The 12620-nt window shown below is 55.1% G+C and carries 13 protein-coding genes; 6 read left to right on the top strand and 7 right to left on the bottom strand.

Annotated elements, in window-relative coordinates:
- Nucleotides 1-185 precede the first annotated feature (185 nt).
- Nucleotides 186-1229, bottom strand: a complete 1044-nt coding sequence (locus HMPREF2760_RS09180; protein ID WP_083304505.1) for a LacI family DNA-binding transcriptional regulator — start codon at nucleotides 1227-1229, stop codon at nucleotides 186-188.
- Nucleotides 1230-1849: 620 nt separating this feature from the next.
- On the opposite strand from HMPREF2760_RS09180, the gene HMPREF2760_RS09175 reads away from it, so the two are divergent.
- The 6 genes from HMPREF2760_RS09175 to HMPREF2760_RS09150 are packed head-to-tail and all read left to right on the top strand — an operon-like array spanning nucleotide 1850 to nucleotide 6899.
- Nucleotides 1850-2971 (top strand): ABC transporter ATP-binding protein, encoded by a 1122-nt coding sequence (locus tag HMPREF2760_RS09175; protein WP_070521715.1) that lies wholly within the window; start codon nucleotides 1850-1852, stop codon nucleotides 2969-2971.
- Nucleotides 2971-3444, top strand: coding sequence for a carbohydrate ABC transporter permease (locus HMPREF2760_RS13090; RefSeq protein ID WP_070597125.1), 474 nt, complete (start codon nucleotides 2971-2973; stop codon nucleotides 3442-3444). Before HMPREF2760_RS09175 ends, HMPREF2760_RS13090 begins: the two co-directional genes overlap by 1 nt.
- Nucleotides 3445-3457: 13 nt before the next feature.
- Nucleotides 3458-3916, top strand: a complete 459-nt coding sequence (locus HMPREF2760_RS13085) for a carbohydrate ABC transporter permease (protein ID WP_070597124.1) — start codon at nucleotides 3458-3460, stop codon at nucleotides 3914-3916.
- A 21-nt stretch (nucleotides 3917-3937) separates the two neighbouring features.
- On the top strand, nucleotides 3938-4858 hold the full coding sequence (locus HMPREF2760_RS09160) for a carbohydrate ABC transporter permease (RefSeq protein WP_083304504.1): 921 nt from the start codon (nucleotides 3938-3940) through the stop codon (nucleotides 4856-4858).
- On the top strand, nucleotides 4858-6192 hold the full coding sequence (locus HMPREF2760_RS09155; protein ID WP_083303817.1) for an ABC transporter substrate-binding protein: 1335 nt from the start codon (nucleotides 4858-4860) through the stop codon (nucleotides 6190-6192). The genes HMPREF2760_RS09160 and HMPREF2760_RS09155 overlap by 1 nt, the downstream gene beginning before the upstream one ends.
- Before the next feature lie 11 nt (nucleotides 6193-6203).
- Nucleotides 6204-6899: a DUF1868 domain-containing protein gene (locus HMPREF2760_RS09150; RefSeq protein WP_070521719.1), complete on the top strand. Its 696-nt coding sequence runs from the start codon at nucleotides 6204-6206 to the stop codon at nucleotides 6897-6899.
- 66 nt (nucleotides 6900-6965) lie between these two features.
- Here HMPREF2760_RS09150 and HMPREF2760_RS09145 read toward each other — a convergent pair whose 3' ends face one another.
- The 6 genes from HMPREF2760_RS09145 to HMPREF2760_RS09120 form a co-directional block, all read right to left on the bottom strand.
- The gene (locus HMPREF2760_RS09145) at nucleotides 6966-7595 is read right to left on the bottom strand and encodes an HAD family hydrolase (RefSeq protein ID WP_070521722.1); all 630 of its coding nucleotides are present in this window, start codon (nucleotides 7593-7595) and stop codon (nucleotides 6966-6968) included.
- Between the two features lie 446 nt (nucleotides 7596-8041).
- Entirely contained in the window at nucleotides 8042-8827 is a 786-nt protein-coding gene (locus HMPREF2760_RS09140; RefSeq protein ID WP_070521725.1) for a formate/nitrite transporter family protein, read from the bottom strand.
- 148 nt (nucleotides 8828-8975) lie between these two features.
- Nucleotides 8976-9527: a 50S ribosomal protein L5 gene (gene rplE / locus HMPREF2760_RS09135; protein WP_070521728.1), complete on the bottom strand. Its 552-nt coding sequence runs from the start codon at nucleotides 9525-9527 to the stop codon at nucleotides 8976-8978.
- Nucleotide 9528: 1 nt separating this feature from the next.
- The gene (rplX, locus tag HMPREF2760_RS09130; RefSeq protein ID WP_005527724.1) at nucleotides 9529-9843 is read right to left on the bottom strand and encodes a 50S ribosomal protein L24; all 315 of its coding nucleotides are present in this window, start codon (nucleotides 9841-9843) and stop codon (nucleotides 9529-9531) included.
- 4 nt (nucleotides 9844-9847) lie between these two features.
- Nucleotides 9848-10216 (bottom strand): 50S ribosomal protein L14, encoded by a 369-nt coding sequence (gene rplN / locus HMPREF2760_RS09125; RefSeq protein WP_070521731.1) that lies wholly within the window; start codon nucleotides 10214-10216, stop codon nucleotides 9848-9850.
- Nucleotides 10217-10600: 384 nt separating this feature from the next.
- The gene (locus HMPREF2760_RS09120; protein ID WP_070597123.1) at nucleotides 10601-12607 is read right to left on the bottom strand and encodes a sucrose-specific PTS transporter subunit IIBC; all 2007 of its coding nucleotides are present in this window, start codon (nucleotides 12605-12607) and stop codon (nucleotides 10601-10603) included.
- Nucleotides 12608-12620: the final 13 nt, after the last annotated feature.

Genomic DNA, 12620 nt, shown 5'->3' with positions numbered 1-12620 from the left:
GAATAGCGCTACGAAACCGTCGGATCCATCGCTACAATTGCGCCTTTCCAAACCTCAAGCACTTCAACTGGCTCCGCGTTCTCAGTTTCCCTAACTACGGGAAACATCATACTCACAGCTCTACCGCGCAATCCTTCAGGAGATACTTCGCTTACAACACGACCTCGACTGCGTGAATCCCAGACCTAACTTTCGTTAGGTGGCGAAAGAGTACGACCGGGGACTAACTGTCCTTGATACTTTCTCTGGACCCAAGGGGTCGGCTTCTCGACCTCCCCATAAGCATCGATTAGCTCAAGAATGGACGCTACCGCTCCTGTCGCTAGCTTTCGCACAGGCCAAGAATAGGTCGTCAAACCCATAATATCGAAGCCTGGCAACGCCCCATCACAGCCAGTGACGCTCACATGACTGGGAACAGATATTCCTTCATCCTGGCAAACACGCAAGTAATGTAGCTGGCGCAAATCTGTCGGACACATGACAGCCGTGATGGCTCCACTCTTAATGAGAGGTACCACATACGCTTCCCCGCTATCGAACTTCACGTCAACAATAAAGGGCTCCAATCCTTGCTTACGAATTTCCGCGATTGTTGCCTGAGCTCGGGTGTACTCAGGAAACGAAACTTCAGGACACGTGCGCACAACCGCAATCTTCGTGTGGCCAGCTTTAACAACAGCTTCTGCTAAAGCCTTGCCTGCGTGTTCTGCATCGAAAGACACAGCGGGAATTAGCGCATCGGGTTCCGGTCGCCCTGCTCGGATGATTGGTACGCGTTCTGAGAACGGCAGCAAGAGCTCACTCGCTAAATCTCCGGTTGAGACAATTAGTCCCGCTACCCCCAAGCCAAGGAGATGAGACAAGCTGTCTAGCTGACGGTCATCACACTTGCCTGGCGCTACCGACATAGTAACTAAATCATATCCTTGACGATGAGCCGCAACCTGCAGCTCCTGAAGAAGTAAACCGTATGCAGGATTAGCAGGGTCCCGGACCAATGCACCAAGTGTTCGCCCGCTAAGAGCCGATAGTTTTCGAGCTATTACATTCGGAACGTAGCCAAGTTCATGCGCAGCTTCGAGGATCCTCCGTCTGTTTTCATCAGACACTTTCTTCTGTCCCCGAAAAACTCGTGAGACTGAGCTGCGAGAGACGCCTGCTCGCGCAGCGATGTCACCCAGCGTCGGCTGTCGACCCTCTGCTCCATTAGAAATACAGTCACCCATGGAGAGCCCTTCCTTCGCAGCATAAGACAGAACTAGAAGAGTGCTGCGTTATGTCGCCCTTCTTGAACGGTACCCACCGTTGCCCTTTACCGCTCTACTTTCACCATTTGCGCAGCCATTCATCGAAACTGGTTATTTGCCACGTCAACTAAGTATATCTCGATCAGACACCCCCGCTTGAGGGGAATTTGGAGATACTCCGACGCTACTGACCCAAAAGTGAGAAAAGCCATTTTACCCAAGTGGGGAAACTTCCCCCCTCCGCCAAGGGAAACTTAGCCTCATTACAGAGCATTGGGTAAACAAAATCCTGCCAGTTAACCACCATGCAATCTTGTTCACCTAACCCTCAATCACCAAAAGAGGTAAACGCCCAGTTCAGGAGGCTGCACAGATTTGAAATAGCGAAGCAAAGTGCTCCCACCTGCAAAAATGTCGCCCCAAACAAGACGTGAGGCGCTTCGTTTATTGTTTACGCACCCGAGTAATCCCGTTTACTTGTAGCTGGGACAGTGTTTTCGCTTCCAGAGGGCGGCGACCTACGACCTTTCGCCATGTCGCCGCATTCGGCAGATCAAAGCAATAACGCTCGTTCACTTTTAGTTCAGAAAGCTATCTCAATGTCCGACATAGTTTTTGACGCAGCTACGCTGCTCTACCCCGGCAATGAAACGCCCACCATCAATAACCTCGACCTCACAGTCCATGACGGTGAGTTTCTAGCGGTCGTCGGACCATCCGGCTCCGGCAAGTCCACGACGCTTCGAATGGTTGCAGGTCTCGAAGCTGTCACAGGTGGGGAAATCTTCATTGGCAATCAGCGTGCCTCACAGCTCCCGCCTTCTAAGCGCGATGTCGCTATGGTCTTCCAGTCTTACGCCCTTTATCCGCATATGACGGTCGGTGAGAATATGGAGTTTGCACTTAAGATGCAGAAGGTTGACAAAGCGAGCCGTGCTGAACGCGTCTCTGAAGCAGCAAAGCTACTTGAACTCGAGCCTTACCTCGACCGCCTACCGAAAGCATTGTCTGGTGGCCAACGCCAACGCGTTGCCATGGGGCGTGCCATTGTCCGTAATCCGCAGGTGTTCCTGATGGACGAGCCGCTGTCCAACCTCGATGCCAAATTGCGAGTAAGTACTCGATCGCAAATTAGCCGTCTGCAGCGAAAGCTCGAGACGACGATGCTCTACGTCACCCACGACCAGACTGAAGCCATGACCATGGCTGATCGAATCGCGGTTCTGGAGGGAGGAAACATGCAGCAAGTCGGAACTCCAGAGGATTTATACTTACGCCCCGCAAACGTTTTTGTGGCTACATTCATCGGGTCACCATCGATGAACCTCGTTTCTGCAGTCAAAGACGGTTCAGAGCTGAAAGCCAATGGGTTCAATCTTCCTGTACCCGAACTTCAAGATCAACCAAACAGCCGAGACGTCATCATTGGTATTCGCCCTGAGGACTTCGAGTTATGTGGATCAACAGAGGCCGATATTTTGGGCACTGTTGAGTATGTCGAGAACTTTGGTTCCGACAAATATGTCCATATCGTTCCGCAAAGTTCACCAGTCGCTGCTCCCCCGAAAGCCTCTGACACCAGCGATGAGGAAACCACAGCAACTCTTCTCGTTCGCGTTGCAAACACCGAGGTGCTGGACGAAGGCGCACCCATTTCGGTACGCATCAAGCGCGACAAGCTCCATCTTTTTTGCAGCCATACAAAGGAGCGGATCAACTAATGAGCATCACCGCAAACTCTGCTACCTCAGCTCGCCGTACGGCAGAAACCGTCAAAGAGGACACACAGCAGCGCCGCGGGGCAGGGATCGACTGGCTTTCCTGGGCAATGTTGTTTCCAACCCTTGTCCTTTTTCTAATCTTTGAGTTTTATCCATTCTTCCGCGCCCTGTATTTGTCTTTCGCTTCAACCGACCTTTTTGGACGACCTAAAGGGTTCGCGGGTTTCGAGAATTACGTCGCCATGTTCACAGATCCAGCCTTCGGTGCCACTTTGGTGCGAACTCTGGTGTTTACGGTAACCACCGTAGTTCTCAAGCTCGCTATCGGTTTGGCCATCGCGCTTCCCTTGAGCTACCGACTAAAGGGCACTTTTTGGATGCGTTCTTTAGTGCTAGTGCCTATGGCTGTATCCACGGCGATCGGCACTCTCGTTTTCCGAAATATGTTTGCCCCCCGTCATCGGATTCTTTGATCAATTAGCGACGATGCTCGGGTTTGGGACCGTAGGGTGGCTAACCAGTCCTCGAGTCGCACTACTTTCCACAATCACAGTAGACCTGTGGATCGGTATTTCTTTTGTCATTTTGCTGCTGATGGTCGCTATCGACGGGATCTCGGATGACGTCGTAGAAGCTGCGAATCTCGACGGCGCCACCGGCATCAGGTACGTGCGCTACATCATCATTCCAGGAATTGCTCCAATGCTCCTATTCCTGGCTGTGACTCAGTCCATGGCTGCAATGAAGGAATTCACAATCTTCAACGTTCTTACTGACGGCGGCCCAGCATCATCCACTAGGACCCTCGTACTTGACATCTATGACTTGGCGTTTGGTGGCGGTACAGCAGACTTTGCTGCAGCTTCAGCCCGCGGCATGGTGCTTTTCGCCATCATCCTCGTTCTCACGCTCATCCAATTTCGTCTAAGCCGGAAACAGTCTTAAGAATTATCTGAAAGGAGGAGCATGATGTCTCGCACCTCAGACACCCCGAACAAAAGAGTGAATCGGGTCCGCCGACAAAAGCGCTCCCAAACTACCCAAACGACTCCTAATCCCAGTTCTCAGCTGCGCTCACCGTTGATGACGGCACTCATATGGGTCTGGCTACTTATTGCATGCATCTTTATCATATTTCCTGTCGTCTACGCGTTCGTCGGGTCTGTACGTTCCACAGCAGATATTCAAGCCGGCATCCAAACGCTGTTCTTCGGTGATTTCGTCGGTTCAAACTATCCACGAGCATGGGAGCAGTCCCAAGTTGGTCAACAGCTTGTGAACTCACTGATTGTCACGGTTTGCCAAACCGGAGGCCAATTTATTACATCGGTTCTTGCGGCCTTCGCCTTGGCTTTCGGCCGTATTCCCATGCCTGGAAAGATCCTCGGTTTCTTTCTCATCCCAATGATGATTCCTTCCGAGGTCTCGGTGATTGGTAACTATCTCACTGTGAGTGAGATGGGCCTTTACGACACAGTCATCGCAATCTTCCTTCCCTATGTCGCATCATCCTTCACAATCTTCTTGTTCTATCAAGCTTTCAAGCAGTTTCCCAAGGAGATCTATGAAGCAACGAAACTCGAAGGCGTCAGCAGGATTCGGTTCCTCTTTACTTTCCTTCTTCCTTTGAATCGTTCGGTATGCATGACTGCACTAGTCACCGGTGCAATTGCCGCTTGGAATGGCTACATGTGGCCACTGCTAATTACCCAATCTCCCTCTGTACGCACCATTCAGCCGGGTATCAAAGCCTTGGCGGATGAAACTGCCGTCGACACTGGCCTTGTGCTCGCTGGCCTTCTAATTGCCGCTCTGCCCACAATAATCCTCGTGATATTCGGCCAAAAATACCTGAGCCGCGGCCTCACCGAAGGAGCTGTCAAGTAATGCCTTTTTCTTCCCGCGCGAAGCTCTTGTCTGTAGTCACTGCCGTGGCTATCCCTGCTTTTGGAGTTACCGCCTGCGGCTCATCCTCTGACTCGGTGCCAAGAAATGAAGCCGGTGAAATTGTGGTGGACTTCTGGCATTCCTCTTCAGGTGCCTCTGGCGACACGCTCCAAGCTATTGTTGACCAATTCAATTCGGAGCATGAAGGCGAGTACGAAATTCATGCTTCTTATCAGGGAGCATATGAAGACTCAATTTCCAAGTTCATCGCCTCGGTCCAAACTGGCCATTTACCAGCACTCATGCAAGCTAGCGACATTCAAAGTCGCTTCATGATGGACTCAGGGCTCGCTATCCCGGCTGAAGACTTGGCAAAGGAAAATGGCGACTATGACTTCAACGATCTTGTTCCCATCGTCGCCAACTACTACACGATGGGAGACAAGATTTACTCGATGCCAGCGATGGTGTCGCAACCGGTCTTGTATGTCAATGACGAAGCCTTCGCAGACGCTGGTATCAATCCATCGTCATTGAGCACCACCGAGGGGCTCATGGAAGCTGTAGAAAAGCTGCACGGCAAGACTGGCAAGGCTGGATTAACTTTCCACCACTCAGGCTGGTATGTCGAAGAGATGGCAGCCATGTTGGGCAACGAGTTTTGTACACCAGAGAATGGCACTACGTCTGAAAAGGCTTCAACGTTCAGAATTGACGACCCTCAGCTTGTCGATATGTGGACGACCATCAGTGAGCTCTACAAGGAGGGTGCAATCCATGATGCGGGCAGTGATGGGTCTGCAGCCACGGGCGCATTTCTTAGCCAAAATGCTGCTATCCAGATGAACTCCTCTGGCGGTTACGGAAACGTCGCTGAGGCAAACCTCGATTGGGACTGGTCCATTCACGCCTTACCACGAGATACTGACGCCGCTGGCGCAGCTCCTGGAGGAAACTCTCTGTGGGTAATCGAAGAAGGTACTTCAAAAGAGGAACAAACCGCTGCTTGGGAATTTATGAAGTTTGTCGGTTCGGATGAAATTCAAAAGAAAATTTTTGACGAAACCGGTTACCTACCGACTACAACTGCAGCCATGGATTCTCTGACAGATCTAAGCCCCCAGCAAAAGTCGCTGTTAGAGCAGTATGCTTCTACGCCAGTCAACACTGTTACCGCTGGATGCCATACCGGCGCCTTGAATGACGCTCGTAAGTCCTATAGCCAAGCCATGTCAGCCATCGCCAATGGCAAAGACCCAAGGGCAGAATTCGAAACTGCTCAAGAAACGGCGGACTCTGCCATTGCCTCCTATAACAAACGAGCAAGTAAGTAGGTACTAGTTCAATGACCAAGATTGCCAATCCCCATACTTGGGAAAAGTTCACCGAGCGCGGCGATGTTCGTCGCCATCCAGGCTCTACTTTTGTTGCACATGTTCCTGAAGGCTCTGAGTTCCAACAAGTTGAAATTAGAATTCAAGACGACATTAAGTCTAGAGGTTGGGAAACCGATTACGGCTTCACCGTTCCTTCCAGCTTCCACATGACCCTCCTCAATGGCCTCAAGCATCGATCTCTACTCGGTCAGAAAGAAGCTTGGCCAGCTTGGCTCAACGAAACCGATGATTTTCCTGATTCGGTTGTCCGGATGCGTCAACGCCTCGTTGAAGCCAACATTGAAGGGCCCAAGGCACTTGCGGTGCGCGCTGTAGAGATGTACCCACTCGACGAACACCTGACCGTCAAATTGAAGCCGGCCGATGAGTCAGTTCGTCAGGAGATCGAACGGTTTCGTTGTGATATTGGAGAGGCGCTCGAGATTCCCGTGACAAGCCTTGAGCACTACCAGCTACACTCCACATTGGGTTACCGCCTTACCCAGGCAGAAGGAAACCTGGAGGAACTCTCCGAGGCCGAGGAGCTTTATAATTCCTGGTTACAGGAGATGGGCGTTATCAACCTCGAACCTGCTTTTTTCTCCTTGTTTAACGACATGCAGAGCTTCCCGCCTTTGCTCTACTTCGATCCGAGAGAGCGATAGACAATAGAGAATGCCCTGGCCTCACATTCTGGTGTGGCCAGGGCAATCTTTTTCAGCTGGGTCACGCTAGGTCAATACGTCAGCTAGAACAGTACGCGCGGGCCCCACTCCCTCCCAGAGCTGTCCTTGCCAGCCAAACGCTTGGGCGCCTTCGATGTTTACTGGGCGATCGTCAAAGAACACAACGTCTTCACGCTTGTGAGGGCCAAAGGATGTCTCAATTTCCCTTTCGGCTATACGAAAAATCTCTTGGCTCGGTTTAGCAACCCCCACCTCAGAAGAAAACACTTGTACTGCAATCTCTTGCGCCCACGGAGAAGTTTTTACCGCCCGCGCCATCGAATGCGGTGCATTGCTCAAGAGTGCAACGGGCACCTCAGCGGCATGAAGCTCCGCAAGGAAGTCCGCAGTCTCGGAGGTAGTTGCAGAGTTCCGCTCACCGTCGAGGGCACCCAATGCTGCGGAATCAACATGCTCGATTTCAGTAGGTGCAAGTCCCGCATCGAGAAGAACCTTCGGCCAATACTCCTCGTCTGACATCCCCAAGTCGTAAGCATCGCGATGGGCCCAATACGCGTTCATCAACGCCTCTGTATCCACTGGCAATCCGCACTCGGTAATGAAGTTAACCAGGCGCGGAACCCTATCTCCCTCCGGCACCAACACCTTGCCAATATCAAACACAACGATTGTCATAGCCTCTCCTCATACCAAAAGAAATCTCTAACTCTCTTCGCACAATTCAGTACGTACGAATCACAGTGTAGCGCCCGAATTTTCTGGCTGACCTGGCGTAATGGATATTTTGGGCGCAACAGAAAAGATTCATCTTTAGGCCATCTTGGCTGTTTACTTGTCGTTAATCTGCGCTAGATGGACTCAGCGTTGCTCTTAAGAAGGGAGAGATCTTGCCCGCTTTTCCACACCACGAATAGCGGCACTGTCAGTCTTCGTAGCCACGAGACTCGGCGCCTTAACCGATGTCTTTGTCCGCGGAGGGATTCTTGAAGAAGTACGGAAGAATGACTGGACGAACCATCGGCCAACCGGACCATTGCACGGACCACGAACTGCGTGGTTCTTAGAGCCCCAACAGTTCCGAAAGCTACTCCACGGCCGATTCGCCCGAGGCGGTGAGAAGACTAGTCGCGGTACGCCTCCGGGCCAGAGTTAAGCCAGGCGTACACGCCGCCAATAAGGAAGCCGCCGCCGATGAGGTTTCCCACCCACACGATGGACCAGTTGGCCAACACCGCGCCGAGGGTAAAGCCTTCCGGCAGCGGGCTGGCGCAGAAGAAGGTCAGGGTCATCAGGCAGAAGTTGGCAATAACGTGCTCCAGGCCTAGGCCCACGAAGCAGGTGATGATCGGCACGATGACGAAGAACTTGGACACCACGTCCTTAGCAAAGACCGCGCCGACGATAGCCATGTTGACCACGAAGTTGGCCAGCATGGCCTCCACCAGCAGTCCGCCTGGGCCCTTGGTCAGCTTGCCCATCGAGAGGTTGGCAATGAGATGGTTGGGGTCGATTCCGCCCAGCTTGGCCGACATTCCCATGGCTGCGGCAAAGAGGGCGGCACCGACTAGGTTAAACAGCGTCGTGACCACCAGCAGCCACAGGCCCTTGCCCCAGCCCACCTGTTTAGTTACGGCGCCATAGACCATGTACATCATGTTGCCGGTGGCCAGCTCCGCGCCGAGAAGGACGATGGCAAACAGGCCCAAGCCGAACAGGCAGGCAAACACCAGCGAGCCCATGCCTTCCACATGCTTCTCGACGCCCATCCCCATCACCGCAGCAAACGCCGTACCGATGGCGAGGTACACACCCGCCAGGGTGGAGCGCACGGCAAACCGGCCAAAGGACTCGTCGAGCAACGCAACCTTTTTCTTTACCGCGGCTGCCGAAGCATCATTCAGGGACATTTCTTACCTCACTGGGGGACGCAGACTTCTCAGACGCTCGTAGTGTACTCCCCCGCGCTCAGGGTGACGAAACTCACCAGTGGCGCAGACACAAAAATTCCCCCGGAGCTCCTTCACGGAGTGCCGGGGGAATGATTCAAGCGCTACTTTACTTGAACGGGAAGCCGAGCTCGCGCAGGAGCTTGCGGCCCTCCTCGTCGTTGGTAGCGGTGGTCACGACGGTGATGTCCATACCGCGCGGGCGGTCCACCTTGTCGATGTCGATCTCGTAGAACATGGTCTGCTCGGTGAGACCGAAGGTGTAGTTGCCGTGGCCGTCGAACTGCTGGTCGGAGAGACCGCGGAAGTCACGAATACGCGGCAGCGCGATGGTCAGCAGGCGGTCCAGGAACTCCCACATGCGGTCGCCGCGCAGGGTAACGCGTGCGCCGATGGGCATGCCCTCACGGAGCTTGAAGTTAGCGATGGACTTCTTAGCGCGACGCACCTGCGGCTTCTGGCCGGTGATAGCGGTAAGGTCCTCGAGAGCGCCGTTGATCATCTTGGAGTCGCGGGCAGCGTCGCCCACGCCCATGTTGACAACGACCTTGGTGACGCCCGGAATCTGCATCACGTTGTCGTACTTGAACTCGTCGTTCAGAGTCTTCTTGATTTCCTCGCGGTAGCGGGTCTTCAGACGCGGAGTGTAGTTCTCGCTCATGTTAGATGTCCTTCCCGTTGCTACGTGCGATGCGGACCTTCTTGCCGTTTTCGTCGAAACGGTAGCCCACGCGGGTCGGGTTGCCCTCGGAGTCAACGATCGCAACGTTGGACACGTGGATCGGAGCTTCCTGGGTAACGATTCCGCCGGACTCGGCGCCACGCTCGGTAGCGGAGTTAGCAACGTGCTTCTTGACGCGGTTGACGCCCTCAACGAGGACCTTGTCGCGCTTCGGGTATGCCTCGATGACCTTGCCCTTCGCGCCCTTGTCCGGGCCCGAAATGACGATCACCATATCGCCCTTATGAATCTTCATAAGATTAGATCACCTCCGGTGCGAGAGAAACGATCTTCATGAAGCGCTTATCACGAAGTTCGCGAGCAACCGGGCCGAAGATGCGGGTACCGCGCGGCTCATTGTCGCCCTTGAGAATAACTGCGGCGTTTTCATCGAATGCGATGTAGGAGCCGTCCGGGCGACGGGTCTCCTTCTTGGCACGGACGATGACGGCCTTGACGACATCGCCTTCCTTCACGTTGCCACCCGGGGTGGCTTCCTTGACAGTGGCAACGACAACGTCACCAATGCCAGCGAAACGTCGAACGGAGCCGCCGAGAACGCGGATGACGAGGAGCTCTCGTGCACCGGAGTTGTCGGCGACGCGCAGACGCGATTCTTGCTGAATCACTATGGGTCTCCTGACCTGGATTAACGTGCGTCAAGATTTCCGTCCTTGACACACCTGGTCTACTTGCTTGCGTGGCATAGGCTGTGCGACGAACTCGCTGTTCACAGCGGTCGAAGGGTCTCGGTGTGGCGATTCGGAAACGCATCGCGCTGCACCGACCGACCATATGCAACCCATACATTCAAGCATGTCCCCCACTGTTTCCCCAAATCGCGCACCCCACTGTTTCCCCGCCCCCACAGAACTTCCCATCCTCCCAAACCCAAATGTGCAGACCCGGAAGTGCAGAGGCGCTGGTGGACGTCGTCAAGCGCACGCGCAGTGCTTGGCGACGACCGTGCTGTACTTCCAGGTCTGCACTTATGGAATCGGCGGACGGAAGCTCTAGGCCTTCTCCGCTGAAGCGGCGGTGGCTGCAGCAGCGGGTTCCGGCTTGGGGTCGACGGTGAGCAGCGCATCGCCGAAGGTGATTTCCGCACCGGTGGTATAGGCCGGGAGGACCGGGCCCGTCTTCTTCGAGTTGGATACCACCACAGGTGTTGTCACCGGGTAATCCGCCGCCTTGATGGCGGCGATATCGAACTCGCAGAGGAGGTCGCCGGCCTTGACCTCGTCGCCCTTGGAGACGTGCGAGGTAAAGTGCTCACCCTTCAGGTTCACGGTGTCGAAACCGACGTGCATGAGGATGTCCACGTTGTTGCCGTCGGCATCCTTTCCGCGCACGGCATAGGCGTGCTTGGAGGGGAAGGTGACGGTGATCTTGCCATCAATCGGGGAGACGAGGCGCCCCTCGCTCGGCTCGATGGCCGCGCCCGCGCCCAGCTTGCCGGCGGCAAACATCGGGTCGGAGACCGATTCCAACGCGATGGCCTTTCCGGCCAGCGGGGAGGCCACGCGGTAGGCATTCGGATCAGCGGTGGCGGCAGGAACCGCACCGCCTACGTCGGCGTTGGCGGTACCGACCTCATCGGGATCGATGGAGCCGTTCTTGGAGATGAGGTAGCGGCCATATACAAAGGCCACGCCGAAGGAGAGGATGAGGGAGACGAAGGCGCAGATGAAGAACTGCGTGTAATCCTCCGGGCGCATTGAGACGAATCCGATGAAGCCGGCGGCGCCGAGGGCGGTAGCTTTGACGTCGAGAAGCGCGATGAGCGTCGAGGCCACTGCGGACGCGCCCATGCCGATGTAGAACGGCCAGCGCAGGCGGAGGTTCACACCGAAGATAGCGGGCTCGGTAATGCCGAAGAGCGCGGAAACACCCGAGGCGCCCGACAGGCCCTTGAGCTTCTCCGACTTGGTCAGGAAGTAGACCGCCAAGGCCACACCACCCTGGGCAATGTTGGCCATGGAGGCCACCGCGAAGATGAAGGAACCGCCCTCGTTCCACAGCATCGTCTCAATCGGCGGGAAGGACTGGTGCAGGCCGGTAATGACGATCGGTGAGTAGAACAAACCGAAGATGAAGCCGCCCACTGGGCCGGCGAAGGTGTAAAGGTCGTTGAGCCCAGCGCCAAGCATGTCGCCCGCCGTGCGCAGAATAGGACCAACCGCGATGAAGGTGATAAAGCCCGTCACCAGCAACGTGAGCAACGGGGTGAGCATGAAATCCACGGTGCCCTTGAGGTGCTTGTGCAGGAATTTCTCAATCGTGGCCAGAATCCACGCGATGACCAAGATCGGCAGGATGGAACCCTGGTAACCCGCCTGGGCCACATCGAGGCCGAAGATATTCCAGTAGGACATCTCCCCCGCCTCGATGGTCGCGGCCACCTGATACCCGTTCACCAGGTCCGGCATCACCATGGCCATGGCCATGCCCGCGCCGAGGAACTCGTTGCCGCCGAAGCGCTTGGTGGCGGTGAAGCCCACCAGGATGGGCAGGAAGGCGAACGGCGCGGAAGCCAGGAGGTTGATGAGCCCGGCGACATCCGCCATGGCTGGGAACATCTCGATGACGGATTGCTCGCCGAACAGCCCGTTGGCGGTCAGCACATTGTTGAGCGCCATGAGCAGACCGCCGCCAACCAGAATCGGGATGAGCGGCACGAAGATATCCGCGAGGACCTTCACCGCCCGGGAGAACCAATTGCCGGAGTCGGCGGCGATGTCCTTGAGCTTGTCAGTAGAAACCGCGATATCCTTCGAGGTCATCGCGTTGATCTGGTCGAAGACGATGTTGACATCGCCCGGGCCGACGATGACCTGGAACATGCCCCCGGCCTCAAAGATGCCCTTGAGGTCCGGATCGTTTTCCAGTGCGGCCGTATCGACTTTTTTGCTGTCTTTCAGCACCATGCGCAGGCGGGTGGCGCAGTGCGCGAGCGCCACAATGTTGTCTTCGCCGCCGATTGCTTTGAGTGTTCGCGCCGCGACCTGTTTGTGATCCATACCGGCGTGCCTC

Origin of the sequence: Corynebacterium sp. HMSC065D07 (assembly GCF_001810695.1) — a bacterium.
GTDB classification, from domain to species: Bacteria; Actinomycetota; Actinomycetes; order Mycobacteriales; family Mycobacteriaceae; genus Corynebacterium; species Corynebacterium hesseae.
Note: the sequence above shows the minus strand (reverse complement) of the source record. Positions and strands in the feature narration are given on the sequence as shown.

Coding starts and splice junctions, on each gene's coding strand:
- HMPREF2760_RS09175 (WP_070521715.1), top strand. CDS start 1,850: ATGTCCGACATAGTTTTTGACGCAGCTACGCTGCTCTACCCCGGCAAT.
- rplE (WP_070521728.1), bottom strand. CDS start 9,527: ATGAGCGAGAACTACACTCCGCGTCTGAAGACCCGCTACCGCGAGGAA.
- HMPREF2760_RS09145 (WP_070521722.1), bottom strand. CDS start 7,595: ATGACAATCGTTGTGTTTGATATTGGCAAGGTGTTGGTGCCGGAGGGA.
- HMPREF2760_RS09120 (WP_070597123.1), bottom strand. CDS start 12,607: ATGGATCACAAACAGGTCGCGGCGCGAACACTCAAAGCAATCGGCGGC.
- HMPREF2760_RS09140 (WP_070521725.1), bottom strand. CDS start 8,827: ATGTCCCTGAATGATGCTTCGGCAGCCGCGGTAAAGAAAAAGGTTGCG.
- HMPREF2760_RS13085 (WP_070597124.1), top strand. CDS start 3,458: ATGCTCGGGTTTGGGACCGTAGGGTGGCTAACCAGTCCTCGAGTCGCA.
- HMPREF2760_RS09160 (WP_083304504.1), top strand. CDS start 3,938: ATGATGTCTCGCACCTCAGACACCCCGAACAAAAGAGTGAATCGGGTC.
- HMPREF2760_RS09180 (WP_083304505.1), bottom strand. CDS start 1,229: ATGGGTGACTGTATTTCTAATGGAGCAGAGGGTCGACAGCCGACGCTG.
- HMPREF2760_RS09155 (WP_083303817.1), top strand. CDS start 4,858: ATGCCTTTTTCTTCCCGCGCGAAGCTCTTGTCTGTAGTCACTGCCGTG.
- HMPREF2760_RS09150 (WP_070521719.1), top strand. CDS start 6,204: ATGACCAAGATTGCCAATCCCCATACTTGGGAAAAGTTCACCGAGCGC.
- rplX (WP_005527724.1), bottom strand. CDS start 9,843: ATGAAGATTCATAAGGGCGATATGGTGATCGTCATTTCGGGCCCGGAC.
- HMPREF2760_RS13090 (WP_070597125.1), top strand. CDS start 2,971: ATGAGCATCACCGCAAACTCTGCTACCTCAGCTCGCCGTACGGCAGAA.